The sequence below is a fragment of the Solidesulfovibrio magneticus RS-1 genome, assembly GCF_000010665.1.
GTDB lineage: Bacteria > Desulfobacterota > Desulfovibrionia > Desulfovibrionales > Desulfovibrionaceae > Solidesulfovibrio > Solidesulfovibrio magneticus.
The window spans coordinates 3037660-3055656 of sequence record NC_012796.1 but is presented as its reverse complement, the minus strand read 5'-3'; the positions used below and the strand labels follow the sequence as shown (position 1 = coordinate 3055656).

Here is a 17997-nt window from a genome sequence, read left to right as displayed (position 1 = left end):
AAATACTTTAGAGACTGTTTGCATATTTATTAGGCCTGAATTGATCGATTTAAGTTCTGCAAAGGCCATATTTATACATTCCTACGATTTTTTTTGGAAGTCTATCGCGAGTGCGAGGGATGGAGCAACATTTTTATGTTTGTATGTGAGTCAAAGGATGCTGTTTGCAGGGAGCTGTTTTGTTTGGGGCAGGCGTAACATATAACTAACCAATTAGCTCGCCCAGTCAGGCAATCGGATGTGACTTCAACGGCATCGATGCGACGGGAACTTTTGAATTTGGACCGGGACATGGACAGCTCCACCTGTTGGGTGACGACAATTGCGCCATGGCGACGGAGCTATTTGTATAATATTTTGGTTGGTTAGAAGATGATTACTGTGTTGGCAGGAGCCTTAGTCACTCGGGTTGGAACAGAGATAGCTTTGTCCACTTAAATGTGCGTACTAATTGTTCGTTGGGTCGAACTTGAAGCTGTCGGCAACGTTCAGGAGAAGGGCCAAGTCCTCTTGTAGTCACAAATTCTCGTTTTATATAGGAATGCGTGTGTAGATACTGTAGGTGGCAGGCAGGCGCAGTATCAGATGAGTGCATCCTCTCACGTCCTCCTAATAAAAGGGGGGAGGAGCATTTGTGCGAAAGTTGAAGGCCTTTATTGCGGGACGTTCTTTGCGTTTTCTCATGTCAGCGGCTGCTCTGTGCGTGACGGCTCCCCTCCTGGTTCTGACGGTCTACTTGGGCCAGGAACAGCTTCAGGCTGGAAGGCAAGAGGTCTTCGACCGGTCAATGGGGCTAGCCCGGCTTTTCGCCCTTAAATACGACAATGACCTCCGTCACGCCCGGACACTTTTGGAGACCCTGGCCGCGACCCCAAGCCTCGCTTTCCAGGAGCCGGACAACGTCCATAAATTGTTCCAGCGGATTATTGCCGCCAACTCTCAATATGCCTATCTGACTCTGGCCGGTCCGGACGGACACCTGTGGGCGTCATCCTCCTCCTCCGACACCTCAATCGATTTGAACGATCTCGAGCAATTCCAAGTCGCTCTTCGCGAGGATCGGTTCAACGTGGGGCAACCCATCGTCAGTCGCACCACCGGCCTGCCGGTGCTGCCCTTCGGTTTGCCGGTCAAGGATGCCGGGGGCCGGATGTCAGGTGTTCTGCTCCTGGGGCTCAAGTTAACAGAATTGGATAAGTATTATAGCAGCCTGACCATCCCTGAAGGAGGTCGGCTCGTTCTCTTTAACGATCAGGGAACTAGGCTGTTGCGCTATCCTCAACGAGACATTTCATCAGTCGGCCCCAAAATAGCCGTATGGGACGTGATTGCGGCCAACAATAGTGAATCCGGAACCTTCACTTCCAAGGATCAAACAGGTACAGCGCTAACTTACGCCTTTGTCAAACTCTGGCCCCAGGGCGACCGTCAGGGCTATCTAGGTGTTCTTGTAGGGATCCCTACGCCTGATTGGGGCAGCCGATCCTGGCCGATCTTCGGCCGTATCCTGCTCGCTATCCTGGGGGTTACCACTGTCGCCCTGGTCATCAACGGCTTCTTGTCCGATCTGATCGTGATTTCGGGTGTTGTGAGGCTATCGCGGGCCGTCTCTGAAGTCGCCGGGGGGAGAGACCCGCTTCCCATCCAGAGCGTGCCGGGATGTCGTGAGCTTCAGACGCTGAGACACGACTTTAACGCCATGGTCCAGGCCCTGGTCGAGAACCACAAGGCCCGAGACATAGCAGAAACCCGTCTCAGGGCCGAGTCCTCCCGCTTCGCGGCCCTGTTGGAGAACGCAACCGACGGCATCCACATATTGGACGAAGACGGCCGCCTGATCTTCTTCAGCCCTTCGTTCGCGGCGATGTTGGGTTACTCCGCTGAGGAGGCTGCTGGCCTTTGCGTTGCCGACTGGGACGCCGGGTTTCCTAAAGAGGAACTGGTCCCCACCATCCGCGCCCTCGTCCGTTCGGGCCGAACCTTCGAAACCAAGTACAGGCGCAAGGACGGAACGCTCCTTGAGGTGGAGATCACCGCCAGGGGCATGGAACTGGACGGTCGCTTTCTTCTGTACGCCTCGGCCAGGGATATCACCGCCCGTAGGCAGGCCGAAGAAGTTATCCGCAACTTGGAAAAACGCTACCGAGAACTCATAGAAAACGCGCCAATCGGCGTCTTCCAGTCCACTCCAGGCGGCCGCTTCATTGCCACTAACCAGCGGCTGGCGACAATGTATGGGTATGATTCCGCCCAAGACCTCATAGAGAGCATCACGGACATCGGGGCACAGCTCTATGTGGATCCCGGAGAGCGAGAAAACATCCACAAGACTCTTGAGTACGGGAATATCGACCGCATGGAGGTCCGACGCCGCCGCAAGGATGGGGCGTTCATATGGGTAGCCCTGTCCATGCGGGCGGTCAGAGACAATAACAACGTCATCATTCGCTACGAAGGCTTCTCCACCGATATCACAAAGCTCAAAACGGCCGAAGAAGCCTTGCGAAATGAACGCATGCGTCTGGCCTACGTCCTGGAGGGCACCAACCTGGGAACCTGGGAGTGGAACATCCAAACCGGTGAGACCGTCTTCAACAAGCGATGGGCCGAAATTGTGGGATATACCCTGGAGGAATTGGCTCCGGTCAGCATCGACACCTGGGCGTCTCTGGCCCACCCTGACGACTTGAAACGCTCCGGCGAGAAGCTTCGCAAACATTTTTCAGGCGAGTCACCCTACTACGATTGCGAGTGCCGAATGAGGCGCAAGGATGGTAGCTGGGTCTGGGTGCATGACCGGGGCCGGGTTTTCTCCAAGGATTCCCAGGGAAATCCGCTGACCATGTTTGGCTCCCATCAAGACATAACTGAACGCAAGGCCTTCGAGGAGGCCGTACAGGAAAGTGAGGAGCGCTACCGGGCTTTCTTCACCGCCTTGGACGCCATCAAGCTCATCATCGATCCGACTGACGGCACTATATTCGCGGCCAACCCGGCGGCAGAAGTTTTCTACGGGTACAACCGTGAGCAGCTCACCGCAATGCGGATTTATGATTTGAACGTGCTGCCCAAGGATGAAGTACTGGCCGAACTAGCAAAGGTGCCGTCAGGAGAACAAATACATTTCTTTTTTCGCCATCGGCGGGCTGACGGCGATATTAGGGACGTCGAGGTCTACGCGGGTGAAATCAGAATTCGCGGAAACAAACTGGTCATCTCCACCATCCACGACATCTCCGAGATGCGCCGCCTGGAGAGGATCAAGGAAGATGTCGAACGCATCGTGCGGCATGATCTAAAGTCTCCCCTCAACGCCGCCATTACAATTCCGTTCATCCTCATGGAAGAAGACAATCTGACACCGGATCAGCGGCGGCTTCTTAGCCTGATGGCGGCTGCCGGCCGTAGGATGCTAACCCAGATTAACAGTTCCCTAGAAATGCATAAAATTGAGTCGGGCACCTATCAAATCAAGCCACAGGCTTGCGATCCTATCTTGCTGATTGGCAACGCTATTGAGATTATTGGCTTGAGCATGGACCTCGCCCCTGAACGATTCTCCATTCGAGATCATACCATCCTGAGCGGGCAGTCTCTCGCTGGGTTTCGAACTGATCCGCTTTTGCTCGACATAGTGCTGCTAAATCTCTTACGCAACGCCGTTGAGGCTTCGGGGCCGGATGATACGGTCGGTTTGGATATCTCGATTGAGGGTGGCAGCGTATTGTCCGTCACCATCTCAAATGCCGCGGCCGTGCCGCCTGAACTCCGGGACCGATTTTTCGAGAAATACGCCACTGCCGGCAAGGTTGGTGGCACAGGACTGGGGACATATAGCGCCGCTATGATGGTTCGCGCTATGGGTGGGAACATCGCTATGGAGACGTCCGAGGCTGCCGGAACAACAGTTACAGTGCGCCTGCCCATGTCTCTTTCTGTTGATCAAGCGACCGAGGCGGAGCAATGTTCATAAGCCTCGTGGTACAATCCCGCCTCTGGAGCAGCGTGACGGGCAACTGGTCATTTCGCAGATTAAAAGCAGGTCCACATCGGAAACATTGCAAAGCAATCAAAACGTCCGAAGAAGTATGTCTTAGTTCTATTTTGTTTGCCGGTTTCAATTGTTTTTTTTGCTATTTGCATGGGATATGATAGCGCAATTAGATTGATGAGCATGGTGTTGGGCTATTTAGAACTTCGATGCGGAACAGCGGCGACTGCCGAAGTGTCGTCTACTCGTGGCGTGTGCTGGGATCAAGATGTCGTATGCATGCAATTTCCGGACCACTAAGGGTAGACGGCATGAGGTCGATTTCGACGGGCTGGAAACAACGACAACTGTCAAGGGCGGAGAGTTCCTTAAGGACCGCGTCTCCAGCCAGATGTCCGTATTTATCATTGACCTGCTTGAAATAATCCACATCAACCATGAGAAACCCGACGCGTTTTTCCGTGCGCCGTGAGATTTCTTCGTACTGATGCACGTAGCTGTCGAGAAAACGGCGATTGTGCAGGCCGGTCAGCGGATCGCGCAGGGATTGTTCCCGGGTTATTTCCAACAGATTGAGCGAAGTCAGAACCGGGGCACATTCTGTCAGGTATTTCTGCACGATGGACAATGCCAACCGTTTGCTCGCAAAGGCTGCGGCCTCGGTCACAAAGGTCATTACGCCGCCCACAGCGCCGCCCATGACCATGGGCAGACAGCATCGGACATGGGTAGTTGGATCGACATGGAAAAAGGGGCATAGGGCCGGGGTCGGTTCGGAAAAGACTGGTTTGCCCAGGCGCTTGGCCCGGCACAGTTCAGGGCTGGCGAACATCTCCGAACATAGCGCGTCGGTGGCGGCGAAGCAGTTGGCAGCGACGTTGGTCGCAAGCCCGTCGGCGGCGAACTCCAGGATGGCGAACTGCCCCAGTCCCAGGCTGCGTTGGCAGGCATCGCCTAAAATATTGTAAACCTCCCATCGGTTATAAACGCCCTGGATGTCGTGGCTAAAAGCGGTCAGGCCGGCCATGTATTCTAGGGAAGCGCTCACTTGGCCCAGTGACGACGGACCTTGCGAGGCTTCCGAAGTCTGCAGCACCCCAGAGACCACCTGGTCCACCCGGCCCATAAACCCGCCCCAGAGACGCACGAGGGTGTTGACAGTGTGCCGCATCTCTACCAGTTCATCACCGCGCCGTCGGGCATAGACTGGACAGAGCCGGCAGTGCTTATAGCGGCTTAAAAAGATACAGGTGTTGCGGCTGACGGCCGAAAGAGCCTCGGACCCTGTTTCCAGATAACAGATACGCATGGGGTCGTGATAGACCGGACAGTCTGTTTTGGTGCAGTGCAGGATGTCTAGGCAATGGACCGGCGTGGTGTCTAAGCGTCCGCTAAAGTCTCCGGAGACGGTGTTGCCAAGAACGCGTTCAAGATGCGTGAGAAACAGCTTCACCCGGGCCACGTTCCAATAAATGTGAAACCACAGCACCATGGCCCCGAGCAGGAAGATAAGGCCAAAGACCAGGGACTCGCTGACCGTTGATTTGAACAACGCCATGGAGTCGTAGCCGAGCAGGATGCCTCCGATGGCACGGCCTTCGAAGTCCTCCAGGGGCAGGAATCGATAAAAGGCGTTGCCTAGTCGTTCGGGTACTCCTGAATTGTCCAGTGCTTCAAGGACTAGGTTTTCCTGGGGAAGGCTGAAACCGCGCCCGACGATCCATTTGCCGTGAACGCCCCGGATGCGGTTTTGGCCGAGCACGGATTCAAAGCGTTTGTCGAGCAGAAGCATCGCTCTGAAATAAGGCTGGGCCGTCGTCTCCAGCAGGTTTTCAAGGGAGGTGGCCGCTTCTACTGTGCCGATGTGCTCGCCTGACCCGTCGTTTAAGGGGATGATGGCCCGCATGGCCGCGCCGCCGGGTCCGACTTCGATGCCCCGAAATGGTGATCGGTACTTGTTGGCTTTGACCACGATGGGCCGTATGTCCGTCAGGTCGGCTCCGGTGGCGTCCACGTCCCAGGTGCGCAGAAACGAGACCGCCGGCGGCAGATGAAAATGGAAATAGAGTGATTCGCGTCCGGTGGTGGCGCGCAGGCGTTCGGTATAGGGTAGTATGTAGCGGACAAGGTGGTCCTTGTCGCGTTGGCGCATGCTCTCTCGATCACTTCCGGCATGGCAGCGAGCGGCGAGACTTCGGACAAGAGTACGTCGAATTCGTTTGTGATCTTGTCTTGAATCCAGTGTTGGAACACGGACAGGCGACTGTCGACGGATTCAACGACCACCATATCCTGGTATCGCTGGAAGATAAAGGCCAGAGTCAAGCAGCCGAGTCCAAGAAGAGCAGCGGGGACAGTCAAAAATCGAAGCCTGAGACTCCAGTTTGTTGGATTGAATATCATTTCTGTCCGGCTAAGCTAGAAGCGATAGCTGCCCAGGATCATTTGATTTTACACTTTTTCGCTGGGGTTCAACGAGGTCGAGGATGTTGCAATTTCGTTGCACCAGCCTGGCCAGGTAATGCAGGCTCAGGCCGATCTTTGACATGAACTTCTGGTAGGCCAGGAGCAGGTACGCGATCAGGGCCACGTAGACCTGGGAGAGGACGGCGTTTTTCGAGTTGCCGAGGAACGACTTGATCTTGAGGTTCTGCTTGATGAAGCGGAAGAAGATTTCGACCTGCCAGCGTTCCTTGTAGATGTCGGCAATGGTTCTTGCTGGCAAGGTCATGTGATTGGTCAGGAAATCAAGACGGTTCCCGGTTTCCTGATCACGATAGCCGACGCGGCGCAAGGTCATGGTTTTTTCACCCACTGCGACCTGGATGATGTGATCGGAGGTGACGCCCGTTGCCTGATCCGTGCGGTGGCGCTCGATGACCCGAAACCGTGCATTGCTCTTGAGTCGTGTGACGAGGAAGACGCCGGATTTACAGAGGTGTCGGAACCACGTGTAGTCGTTGTAGCCCCGGTCAAAGACCACGATTGATCCTTTGGGCAGTTTGAGCAGCTTGGCGATGTTGACCTCATGGCATTTGGCTTCGGTGACGGTGACCACAGCCGGGAGATAGCCGTCATGGTCCATGACCGTGTGCATCTTGATGCCGCCCTTGGCCGTTCGGAACTTGGCCCAGGGGAACAGGTTTAGGCACAGGTCGACGACCGACGCGTCCAGGCTGAACAGCTTGTTCTCAAAAGAAAATTTCTTTTTTGGCGCTTGGGAAAGACACCTCGTGTAGAGTTCGCCGAACAGGGCTTCGAACATGGTGTATGGGCGCTTGGCATTGGCGTCGGCAAAGGTGGAACGGGGCACAGGCTTCACGCCAAGATGGTAGAGCCGGTTGGAAGCGGCATTCATGCCCATGATTCCGTCCCGCAGGCTTTTGCATCCGGCCAACTGGGCGTGCAGCAAGTGGACGAAATGACTCCACGGAGAGAATGTCCGAGGCGAGCGTTCAGGCCTATAATTCTGAGATAGCTTGAAAAATACGGATTTCGGCACAAGGGATAGAAATTGGGCGAAGACGGTGATAGCGCTTTGCATGTGCGGAATCCTCTTGTCGGTTTGCAGGTGAGCTTCAGAACTACACCATACAGCAACAAGAGTGATTCCGCATAGTTATAAAGAAAGCTAAGAAGTGCCTTCTGTTCTAGAATAGGCTCTGTGACGCGTGCTGATGCTGCCTGGTGGCGTTCTGCAAGGATTTTTGAACTTGACTTCATGGTGGTCGGTGACGTTTTTCCAAAATGTATCGCCGAAATAGACAGGCATCATGAATCTAGTTCAGTTGTCGCTTTCAGGCGTCAAGCCTTTTCTTAGCCGGACAGAAATGATTGAATATGCTTGATTTTTTGAGATTATTAAGGAGGCTGGAGTCAGATGAGGGCCGACTGCGGGAGGGGGCATTGGTGCTTGGGGTCGGCATCGGACAGCCTCCTGCCATTGGGATATCGCATGAAGATCAATGCGGTACAGCCTTGTACCTGTAAGCGTTTTCTTTAAGCGCGGCAATCAGATTTCCAAAACTCGGCTGAGACTCGTGATAGCTCCCCCTGATGATGGCCAGTCCCATCGCTTTACCTCCAATCGCACGGCAACTGGATTCACAGTCATGAAGGGGATTTCAGTAGGAAGTTATATATTCCGCGCCAGCACTCATCTGGGTAGACGAAGCCACACCCCGATCCCCGCCATCACTTAGAGTCTTTTTTGCAGATGTATCATTGTAGCACTATTTTGTGTGTAGAACTCTTTCTATAGCTTCAAACAGTGCTCCTTTGTCTACTGGTTTTGCAATATAGCCGTTCATGCCCGCTGCCAAAAATGATTCTTTGTCTCCAGTCATTGCGTAGGCTGTCATGGCTACAATGGGTATGCTCGACTTCGCTCCAAGATTGTTTGCCCCCCTGATTGCCTTTGTAGCTTCGATGCCGTTCATGACAGGCATCTGCACATCCATAAGGATTAAGTCGAAGTCATTTTCGGTCAGTCGCTGCAGCGCTTCCTGCCCATCGTTGGCGGCAGTGACTGAGTAGCCGGATTTCTCAAGCATCCTCTTGCAGGTAAGTGAGCTTAACGGATCGTCCTCAGCGAGGAGTATGCGCCTGGGAACTCGTCTAGGAGGTGAGGTTTCATGTGTGACAAGCTCCAGTGGTTTCTGCTTAGGTGCAAAAATCTTGAGCGGCAGCGAGAGGTAGACGGTTGTTCCCTCGCCAAGGGCACTGTCAATTGATATATCACCGCCCAAGATACTTACCAATCGCCGAACAATGGATAGCCCCAAGCCAGCGCCCTGAAAGCGTTTTGTGTACGAGATTTCAGCCTGCACAAATGGCTCAAAAATATATTTGAGATGTTCTTCACAAATACCTATTCCCGTGTCACTTACAGTAAACAGCACGCGTACAGAAGAAAAGTTTGAATTCGGCAACAAAGAGACCTCGACCAGGACTTCTCCTTTGTCGGTAAATTTTATGGCGTTTCCGACAAGGTTGAAAAGGATTTGTCGAAGCCGAGCTTCGTCTCCAATCAAAACTGTGGGCAATTCATCGTCCCAAATGAAATCTAAAACGAGGCCTTTCCCCTGAGCTTCCGTGTAAAAAATTTCGCGTATAGAATCCTGCAGTTGATAGATGTCAAATTCAGTCTCAACAACATCCATCCTGCCCGCTTCGATTCTTGAGATGTCAAGAATATCAGAGAGAAGTCGAGTCAGTCGCTTAGTGGACCGAGTTGCTCCAGTAAGGTACTCATTTTGTTCCTCATTAGGTTCAGTAGTCTGAAGCAATTGAAGCATGCCGAGGATTCCGTTGAGAGGGGTGCGTATTTCATGGCTCATGTTGGCCAAAAACTCTGACTTGGCTTTGTTTGCAGCTTCGGCCTGCAGCTTGGCACTCAACAAATCGGCTTGCGAGCGTTTGCGTTCGTTGATGTCCACATGGGTGCCCACCATCCTTTTTGCGTGGCCCTCGGCGTCCGTTTCAACCACCCGGCCTCGTCCGAGAATCCATGACCAATCCCCCGACTTAGTTCGCATGCGGAAGTCGATCTCAAACCCTTCAGAATTATTAAGGCTTTCGGAGACAATGTGGATGGCATGCTCTACATCATCTGGATGCAAAAGGCTCTTCCACGTGTCAAAGTCACTGGGGAATTCGCCAGGCTGGTAGCCAAGCATTGTATAGTAGCGAGGACTGAAATAGGTGGTGCCTGAAGAGATATCCCAGTCCCACATGCCGTCGTTTGCAGCCATTAGAGCCAAGGACAGGCGTTCATCGCTTTTACGCAAGGATTCTTCTGCCTGTCGGCGTTCCACTACCCGCCATGTCGCATCCATGAGCAGTGAAAGTTGAATTACATCGCTATCCATGTAGTCTGTTTGCTTGTTGGCCACCCCCACGACAGCGACTATGCGTTTATTGCTTAAAATCGGAACCGTAAGGAAGTTCGTCAGTTGGGCGTGGCCTTCAGGATAGCCCTTTTTCAGAGGGTTGTCCGTCAGGAAGTCGTTCACGATGACTGCACGGCACTGGCGTACAGCCTCGCCCCAGAGCCCTGTTTTAGAGAGTTCGTAACAAGATTGTGGATTTGCAATGGAACAAGCCTGCATGACGTCGCGTGACCATGAATTGAGCGTAAAAGATTGTGAATCTTCGTCGTAGTGGTAAATGTACCCGAACCTGCTGCCCGTCAGTTCAAGGCATTTGCCCAGGGCGAAATCCAGCAAGGACTGGGTGTTTGCCGTGTCGTACTGGATAATCTCCAGCAACTTGCGCAAACGGGCGTCCTCCTGGTGTAGTGCTTCTTCAGCCAACTTGCGGTCGGTAATGTCGCTGAACATGGCCAACGAGCCGTCATACCGGCCAGTCGCATCAGGCAGGGACTTGACCGAGACGAGAGTCCACACAGCGGTCCCGTCGCTCCGCCGCAATCTCTTCTCATAGCAAGCGTCACTGCCCCTGCGACGGTCTTCCATCCTTTGGCGGTGATCCTCCAGGTCCTCAGGGAAAAGAAAATCCTCAATGTTTCTGCCTAGCATTTGATCCTGTGAGTATCCGAGGAGGTCTGACATACGCTGGTTCAGATAGACAATGCGGCCACATTCGTCGCTGATGCGGATGCCTTCCTGGGCGGTATCAACGATGCGGCGGTATCGCTGCTCGCTCTCGCGCAATGCATCTTCTGCCCGTTTGCGCTCGGTGATGTCTCTGAACACCCCCAAGATAAGCTTGTTCTCCCCTATATCAAACACTCTAGCAGTGACCTCCGCGTCACGCACCTCGCCATCAGAGGCCAAGAGCTTTATTTCCTCTAAACCTCTTGGGTCAGTCGCTTTACGTTTAAAGTCTTCGGTCACGCCATTGACAAGGCGAGTATGCGGTGGATGCAAAACGCTTTGCGGTCGTCCGATGAGCTGCTCTCGGCTGCGACCAAAAAAGCGTTCCGCGGCTTCGTTGCACTCCACCAGGATGCCCGTGTTTCTGTCGGCCACAAGTATTGGGTCGCTGACTGAGGCGAACAGGGCCTGGTAACGCTCCAGGGTCTCGTTCAGTTCTCTTGTGCGGGTCTTTACCTCGTCTTCAAGCTGCGCCTTGCGGCCTTCCAGCTCTTCCCGCTGGGCCAAGCGCTCCAGCAACAGCGCGAGCATCTGCACCGAGTTACCCAGAAGCTGGCGGTCTTGCGCGGACAACTGGGCGTCGGAGCCCATGGTGATAAATCTGCCATAGTACCCGGACATGGTCCGCACCGGCAGACAGGGCTCGCCAGGGTGTTCAGGCCCTTCGATCCACTTCAGGATAAGCTCCGACCACATGGCCTCTATTGCCTGGGTGAAGATGCGCACCACCAGATGCCTGTCGTTGAGTTGCGACAGGTTGATCAGCAGCAGGAAGAGGTCGTGGTCTTTCAGGTTACTCGTCACGGTTCATGAACTCTGGAGCGTTCTTGCTCAGCCAGATGTCCGGGTCCACGAAGAAGGGGTTTGCCGAGATGACACCCTGGCTGATGATGTAGGGATGCGTCTGCAGCACCTTCATGATTGTCTTCCCGTCGAATTTCGCCACGTTGTACAGGCAGATGCTGACCCAGGGCTTGCCCTTGATGAAGTAGTTTAGGCGGGACTCGTAGGCCATTAGATGCTCCACGCCAGGGATGGTCTCCAGGGCCCAGACCATCTCCGCCGTGGCGCGGATGTTCGGGCCGCCCTGGTCCCGGCTCTGCTCGTAGAAGGCGTTCAGGCCGTCTTCCATGGCCCAGGGGGAGAAAGTGCCATCTGGATAGTAGAGATCCCTGGCCGAGCTGATGCGGAACACCTCCTGGTCCTTGAGCTTCGGCCCGCAATGCGGGCAGGCCGCGCTCATCTTGGACTCGAAATCTTCGCGGCTGCGTTCGGCAGGGCAGTAGAGTTGTAGATCGCCAACCTTGGCCCCCTGCGCGAGAAAGCCGAAGATTATCGCGTCTCGTTCCTTATCGGTCTCATAGAGCCCGCACAGGTGGACGCCCCAGTTGCAGGTGTACTCGCCAAAGCCGAGGTCAAGGCTGGGCTGGTCCGAAGTCTGGATGTGCATATTCCCTCCTGCAGGCTGGGAAAAGACGATGGACTAACTATTCCCTACTCTGAGCGTTTTTCTCGCATCTTTGCACAGTCACTAATTGCTTATGTCCCTTAAATAGTTATAAATATATCCATTCGAAGCCAAGATAATCATCACCCAAGTGGTGGAGGACTGGATTCCCAAACTTAAAGGAACAAAGCACATTTCTACAATGATGTCCAGGTGACTGTCGAACGACTGCTTGACAGGCCGCGCTTCTGAGACCTGAGCCGGATTACCATCACACCGTACGGCGCCTGCGATTTACCGTGCTGTTGCGCAAGAGGAATCTAGGAACGGCAGGTGTGCCTGGCAGGTCTGCCGCAGCCCACCACTTCACGTAGACGCCATACCCGTCACCATCCGAGGATAGCCATGTCCGCCTAGGTGTTGTTCCCCATTGTCAAAGAGCTGAAAAGTACGGTATGTTTAAAATAATTTTTTTACTTTTGCCACCAGTGGAGGGACTGATGAAGAATATCAGGCTTGGCATTAAGATCGGGGGCGGCTTCGGAGCTCTTATCCTCATCGCTTGTCTCTTAGGGGGCTTGGCTGTGGTGGCCATGAGCAAAGTGGAGCAGGGGGCCACGCGATTGGCGCAAGAATACGTGCCAGAAGTAGCTGTGGCGAATGACGTTGAACGTGATTCGATGATGACCATGTATGCTATGCGTGGTTATGCACTCAGTGAAGATGAAAAATTTCTAGAAACTGCGAAAAAAGAGTTTGCCAACGTCAACGCCCAACTGGCCAAAGCCAAGGCGCATTCGGACAAGTTCCCCAAGCTGACAAAGCTAAAGGAAGACGTCGCAAAGGCACAAGGCAAAGTGGACGAGTATGGAAAACTGATTGAAGCGACGACTGTCAGTATTAAGGCAATGGAATCTTTGCGTAAGACGATGGACGCCTCAGCAGGCGAGTATTTGAAAAGTTGTAGTGATTTTATGGAAAGCCAAGATGCTGCATTCGAAAAGGAGATCAATGAAGGAGCCTCTGTCGCAAAACTCCAAGAGCGACGTAGTAAAATAGAAGAGGCGAACGAGGTGATAGATTTAGGGAATGATGTTCGCGTCAAAAATTTTAAGGCACAGGCTACAGGGAATATTCAATTAGTAGACGATGCGCTCAATAATTTTAAAAAAATCGATGAACTACTTGATAAGTTAAAGACGGTGACTCGCCAAGAAAATAATCTTAGGCAACTGGCCACAATAAAAGAGGCAGGTGGTAAGTACAAGGCCGCTATGACTGAGTACGTTGCCGCTTGGAAAACGTTGCAAACGCTTGGAACAAAACGAAACGAAGTCGGCGAGCAGGTACTGGAAGCGGCCCAGGAAACGGCCAAGGCCGGCATGGGGCAGACGCAGAGTATCGCCAATGATACCGTCTCAAGCTTGGCTTCGGCCTCCACGACCATGATTATTGGCTTGGCTTTCGCGCTTCTTCTCGGCGTTATCATTGCTGTGGCGCTGACCCGCGCTATTACCGGGCCGGTGCTCAAAGGTGTTGGTTTCGCCCAGGCCATGTCCCGAGGGGACTTCACCCAAAAGTTGGACATTGACCAAAAGGATGAAATCGGAGTGTTGGCTGCGGCCCTTAATGACATGGTCGATCGTCTGCGCGAAGTCGTAGCCGAAATTCAGTCTGCAACTGAGAACGTTGCCTCAGGCAGCGAAGAATTATCTGCTTCAGCGCAGAGCATGTCCCAGGGGGCTACCGAGCAGGCAGCTAGCGTTGAGGAGATTTCCTCGTCTATGGAGCAGATGTCCTCAAATATCAAGCAGAACGCTGATAACGCCCAACAAACACAGACCATCGCAGTCAAGGCTGCCATGGATGCGGAAGAAGGAGGAGTGGCCGTAACCCAGGCTGTGGTGGCGATGAAGAACATCGCTGAAAAAATATCCATCATTGAGGAAATCGCCCGCCAAACCAATCTGCTGGCCCTTAACGCCGCTATTGAGGCCGCCCGCGCCGGAGAACACGGTAAGGGCTTCGCCGTCGTTGCCGCCGAGGTTCGCAAATTGGCCGAGCGAAGCGGGGCCGCAGCCGCCGAAATCAGCAACTTGTCGTCTTCAAGTGTCCAGATCGCCGAAAAAGCTGGTAACATGCTGACCAAAATGGTGCCTGATATCCAGCGGACGGCAGAGTTGGTCCAAGAAATTGCCGCCTCCAGCAATGAGCAAAATTCTGGTGCCAGCCAAATTAACAAGGCCATTCAGCAGCTTGATCAGGTGGTGCAGCAAAATGCCTCCGCTTCGGAAGAAATGGCCTCGACCTCAGAAGAGCTTTCTGCACAAGCTGAGCAACTCCAAGGCAGTATTTCTTTCTTCCAGGTGGCAGGCTCTGGAGCGACGAAAAGGCACATGCCCGTAAAGGCGCTCCCTGCAGGACGTATGGCGCGCCCAGCCCCGTCGAAGGCAGTCAAATCCAAGGGCGTCGCTATAGAAATGCACGACGCTGACGATGATTTTGAACGGTTCTAGCCGACGGGAGGATAGCGTCATGAGCAACGCTGAAATTATGGCCATGCATCAATACCTGACGTTTACTCTCGGCGACGAGCTTTTTGCCCTGGATATCGGCTGGGTCAAGGAAATTTTAGACAATACCAATATAACCCGCATTCCGAGAATGCCTGACTTTATACGCGGCGTGATCAACGTTAGGGAAAAGGCCATCCCGGTGATAGATCTGCGTCTCAAGTTCGGAATGTCGGGGACGGTATTCACCACAAATACCTGCATCATCATCGCTGAGGTTCGAACCGAAGGAGATTGTATCCTCATCGGCCTCCTGGCGGATTCGGTGCAGGAGGTTCTGGAGTTAGAACAGGACAGGATTGACCCGCCTCCTCGGATGGGGTCAGCCGTTGATACTCGTTTCCTCATTGGCTTGGGCAAGCTCAACGAACGCTTTGTCTTGATCCTGGACATTGGGCGTGTCTTTTCCAATGAGGAGCTTTCAACGGCCCGGAATGCTGGGGGCATGGCGACCGAGAATATCGAAACTGTCGTCTCAGCCAGTGCATGCCCCTGAATCTCCCGCGAAGATTGCCTGGGGGTGGGTAGCAGGGTGGGGTCAGAGAGAGGATAGGGGGAGAGGATGGGGGAGAGCGCTCCATTCGAAGCCTGACAAGTCATTCTTTTTGCCAGCCTGATGTGCGCTTCGGGGTTTGGTCGGAGAAGTAAACCGAGAAGTAAATTGAGGTGCGGATAGCTCGGTATATCTCGTCATAGCTCGTTACGAATTGCTTAGGATTATTGAAAAAGTCAGCAAAATCCGCGTAGGGGTATGGTCCTTTCACGCCGGTAACAGGGGTTCAAATCCCCTTGGGGACGCCAAGCTAATTCAGCTAGTTACAGGCCAAAATGCTTCCAGGCCTAAGAACTGGAAGCGGTCGTTAGAAGCGGTTTGTAATTGGCTCCTTCTTCAAAGGCCTCTGGTGTTGTCGCACCAGGGGCCTTTTCTTGTGGCTGCTGGCTAACGGTAACCGGTCAATCAACCCCTTCTTACGCCGCTTGAGTTTTCTGTCATGGTTTATCCCACAGGAGGGCGACCATGGCAGCGTCATCAGCAGAGCTCAGTTTCGAGAAGGCGGCGTACTGGTCTGAACATATTGAGGCTTGGCATCGTAGCGGCCTGAGCCAGGGGGCTTACTGCCGGCGGCAGGGTCTTTCCCAAAGTTCCATGGGCTATTGGCGGAAGCGTTTGGAGGCAGCGACTGGCAAGGAGGGCGCGTCCTGCGTCACCCTCGTTCCCGTGCCTCTGCCGGCGTCGGCCCAGGCGGACATGGCAACCGTGCCGGCACCGATCCTAGTGCACGTGGGCAACGCCTTTCGCATCGAGATCAGAGGCAACTTCGCCGCGCCGGTGCTGGAAAAGCTTGTCCGCACGCTGACACGGCTATGATGTCGCCGGTAAGCGGCGTCCGGGTTTATTTGGCTCTGGGAGCCACAGACATGCGCAAGTCCATCGACGGGCTGTCCATCCTGGTTTCACGGCAGCTGCAACTCGATCCGTTTGCCGGTCACCTTTTCGGCTTTTGCAACCGCAGCCGGACGATCATCAAGCTGCTCTACTGGGATCGCAACGGCTTTTGTCTGTGGCACAAGCGTCTGGAGCGGCATGTGTTTCGCTGGCCAACCCGCGAGGCGGAGGTGCTTGCCATTGACTCCCGGCAACTGGCCTGGCTGCTTGATGGTCTCGATCCCCTGGCCGTGACGGGACACTCCCGTCTGGAGTATTCGACGCTCTTTTAGACAGTATTGCCTTGATTAAATTGAATAATAATGAGAGATTGTTCGGGCCGTGGACATCAATTCCCTCCCTGACGACCCTGCCGCACTGAAAGCTCTCATTGTCAACATGGCTGCCAGTCAGGCTGACCAGCAAGAGCACATCGTCCAACTTGAGCAGCGCCTTCAGCTCCTGAACCTGATCATTTACGGCCCGAAGTCCGAGAAAAAGCCCCGTACCGGCCAGGAGCAGCAGCTCTCCCTGTTCGACGAGGCCGAGCAGACTGCGGAGGAGCACAAACCGCAGACCTTCGAGGAGGCCTGCGCCCCGGCGAGCACCCGCCGCAAACGCGGCCGTCGCCCCATCCCTGCGGATCTGCCCCGGGTGGAGATCATCCACGACCTGCCGGAATCGGAGAAGACCTGCCCCTGCGGCGCTGAGCTGGTCCGCATCGGTGAGGAAGTCAGCGAAAAGCTCGACATCGTGCCGGCCAAAATCCAGGTCATCCGCCACATCCGGCCAAAATACGCCTGCCGTACCTGCGAAGGTGTGGAGGACGATGGGCCGACGGTGAAAACCGCGCCCATGCCACCCCAAATCATCCCCCAGGGCATCGTGACTCAGGGCCTTTTGGCCCATGTCGCCGTGGCCAAGTATGCCGACGCGCTGCCCCTGTACCGCCAGGAGGATCAGTTCGCTCGCCTGGGGCTGGACATCTCCCGGGGAACCCTGGCTGGCTGGATGATCCGCGTAGCCAAGTCCTGCGATCCGCTCATCGACATGATCATCGCTGAAATTCGTTCCGGCCCCATCGTCAACATGGACGAAACCACGGTCCAGGTGCTTGCCGAACCAGGCCGGGCCAACACCACGAAATCATTTATGTGGGTCGCCCGGGGCGGAACACCGGGAAAACCGGTCGTCCTGTTTCGCTATCATCCGACCCGGGCCGGCAGCGTGGCTGCGGAAATTCTTGGCGATTTCAAAGGCTATCTGCAGACCGACGGCTACAGCGGCTATGAGGCCCTGGGCGAACGGGAAGGCCTGCGCCATCTCGGCTGTTTGGCCCATGTCCGGCGCAAGTTCGTCGAGGTCGAGAAGTCCGCTGGCAAGAAGGCCAAAGGCGGCACGGCCCATGCCGTCCTCGATCTGATCGGCAAACTCTACGGCGTGGAGCACCAAGCCGAAAGGCAACAGCTCAATCCGGAGCAGATCAAGGTCCTGCGAGCCGAAAAATCCAGGCCGATCCTGGACAAGCTTAAGGCGCTGCTCGATGCACGCGCCGCCACCACCCCGCCCAAGAGTCTGCTCGGCAAGGCCATTGGCTATGCTATCAAACAGTGGGAGCGGTTGGTCGTCTACCTGGAAGACGGCCGACTGCGTCCGGACAACAACCTGGCCGAAAACGCCATCCGCCCCTTTGCCGTGGGCCGCAAAAACTGGCTGTTCTCAGGCCATCCGCGCGGAGCCGACGCCTCGGCCACCATCTACTCCCTCATCGAAACGGCCAAGGCCAACGGGCTGGAGCCATACCGCTACCTGCGCCACCTCTTCGAGCACTTGCCGGCGGCAACCACTGACGCCCAACGCAAGGCCCTCCTGCCCCAGTACAGCGATCCTCAAAGCCTCATCATACCTGCCTGAGCTTATCCTGCTTCCTGCTCGCCCTAACA

10 protein-coding genes are annotated in these 17997 nt (G+C 54.6%); 6 read left to right on the top strand and 4 right to left on the bottom strand.

Translation table 11 applies throughout. The features are described from left to right. Window positions 1-634 precede the first annotated feature (634 nt). Entirely contained in the window at window positions 635-3973 is a 3339-nt protein-coding gene (locus DMR_RS13055) for a PAS domain S-box protein (RefSeq protein WP_015861385.1), read from the top strand. Between the two features lie 259 nt (window positions 3974-4232). Here the strand turns inward: DMR_RS13055 and DMR_RS13050 are convergent, their stop codons facing one another. The 4 genes from DMR_RS13050 to DMR_RS13035 all read right to left on the bottom strand — a co-directional run bounded on the left by DMR_RS13050 (window position 4233) and on the right by DMR_RS13035 (window position 12058). Continuing rightward, window positions 4233-6143, bottom strand: coding sequence for a diguanylate cyclase (locus DMR_RS13050; RefSeq protein WP_015861384.1), 1911 nt, complete (start codon window positions 6141-6143; stop codon window positions 4233-4235). A 261-nt stretch (window positions 6144-6404) separates the two neighbouring features. After that, window positions 6405-7535 (bottom strand): IS4 family transposase, encoded by a 1131-nt coding sequence (locus tag DMR_RS13045; protein ID WP_015861383.1) that lies wholly within the window; start codon window positions 7533-7535, stop codon window positions 6405-6407. Between the two features lie 688 nt (window positions 7536-8223). Further along, the gene (locus DMR_RS22445) at window positions 8224-11412 is read right to left on the bottom strand and encodes a PAS domain S-box protein (protein WP_015861382.1); all 3189 of its coding nucleotides are present in this window, start codon (window positions 11410-11412) and stop codon (window positions 8224-8226) included. Next, the gene (locus DMR_RS13035; RefSeq protein WP_015861381.1) at window positions 11402-12058 is read right to left on the bottom strand and encodes an MEDS domain-containing protein; all 657 of its coding nucleotides are present in this window, start codon (window positions 12056-12058) and stop codon (window positions 11402-11404) included. Before DMR_RS13035 ends, DMR_RS22445 begins: the two co-directional genes overlap by 11 nt. A gap of 497 nt (window positions 12059-12555) precedes the next feature. On the opposite strand from DMR_RS13035, the gene DMR_RS13030 reads away from it, so the two are divergent. From DMR_RS13030 to tnpC, 5 genes are all read left to right on the top strand, one after another. Continuing rightward, window positions 12556-14571 (top strand): methyl-accepting chemotaxis protein, encoded by a 2016-nt coding sequence (locus DMR_RS13030; RefSeq protein WP_043600662.1) that lies wholly within the window; start codon window positions 12556-12558, stop codon window positions 14569-14571. Window positions 14572-14590: 19 nt separating this feature from the next. Then, on the top strand, window positions 14591-15124 hold the full coding sequence (locus tag DMR_RS13025) for a chemotaxis protein CheW (RefSeq protein ID WP_015861379.1): 534 nt from the start codon (window positions 14591-14593) through the stop codon (window positions 15122-15124). 522 nt (window positions 15125-15646) lie between these two features. Beyond that, window positions 15647-15997: an IS66 family insertion sequence element accessory protein TnpA gene (gene tnpA, locus DMR_RS25780; RefSeq protein ID WP_012750476.1), complete on the top strand. Its 351-nt coding sequence runs from the start codon at window positions 15647-15649 to the stop codon at window positions 15995-15997. Next, complete coding sequence (gene tnpB, locus DMR_RS13015; protein ID WP_012750477.1) at window positions 15994-16347, top strand: IS66 family insertion sequence element accessory protein TnpB; 354 nt, start codon at window positions 15994-15996, stop codon at window positions 16345-16347. Before tnpA ends, tnpB begins: the two co-directional genes overlap by 4 nt. A 106-nt stretch (window positions 16348-16453) precedes the next feature. Further along, on the top strand, window positions 16454-17968 hold the full coding sequence (gene tnpC / locus DMR_RS13010) for an IS66 family transposase (RefSeq protein ID WP_232502917.1): 1515 nt from the start codon (window positions 16454-16456) through the stop codon (window positions 17966-17968). Window positions 17969-17997: the final 29 nt, after the last annotated feature.

Bases quoted from the DNA above. Each gene is read 5' to 3' on its own strand.
- tnpC (WP_232502917.1), top strand. From the start codon at position 16,454: ATGGCTGCCAGTCAGGCTGACCAGCAAGAGCACATCGTCCAACTTGAG.
- DMR_RS13030 (WP_043600662.1), top strand. From the start codon at position 12,556: ATGAAGAATATCAGGCTTGGCATTAAGATCGGGGGCGGCTTCGGAGCT.
- DMR_RS13025 (WP_015861379.1), top strand. From the start codon at position 14,591: ATGAGCAACGCTGAAATTATGGCCATGCATCAATACCTGACGTTTACT.
- DMR_RS13035 (WP_015861381.1), bottom strand. From the start codon at position 12,058: ATGCACATCCAGACTTCGGACCAGCCCAGCCTTGACCTCGGCTTTGGC.
- DMR_RS13050 (WP_015861384.1), bottom strand. From the start codon at position 6,143: ATGCGCCAACGCGACAAGGACCACCTTGTCCGCTACATACTACCCTAT.
- tnpB (WP_012750477.1), top strand. From the start codon at position 15,994: ATGATGTCGCCGGTAAGCGGCGTCCGGGTTTATTTGGCTCTGGGAGCC.
- tnpA (WP_012750476.1), top strand. From the start codon at position 15,647: ATGGCAGCGTCATCAGCAGAGCTCAGTTTCGAGAAGGCGGCGTACTGG.
- DMR_RS13045 (WP_015861383.1), bottom strand. From the start codon at position 7,535: ATGCAAAGCGCTATCACCGTCTTCGCCCAATTTCTATCCCTTGTGCCG.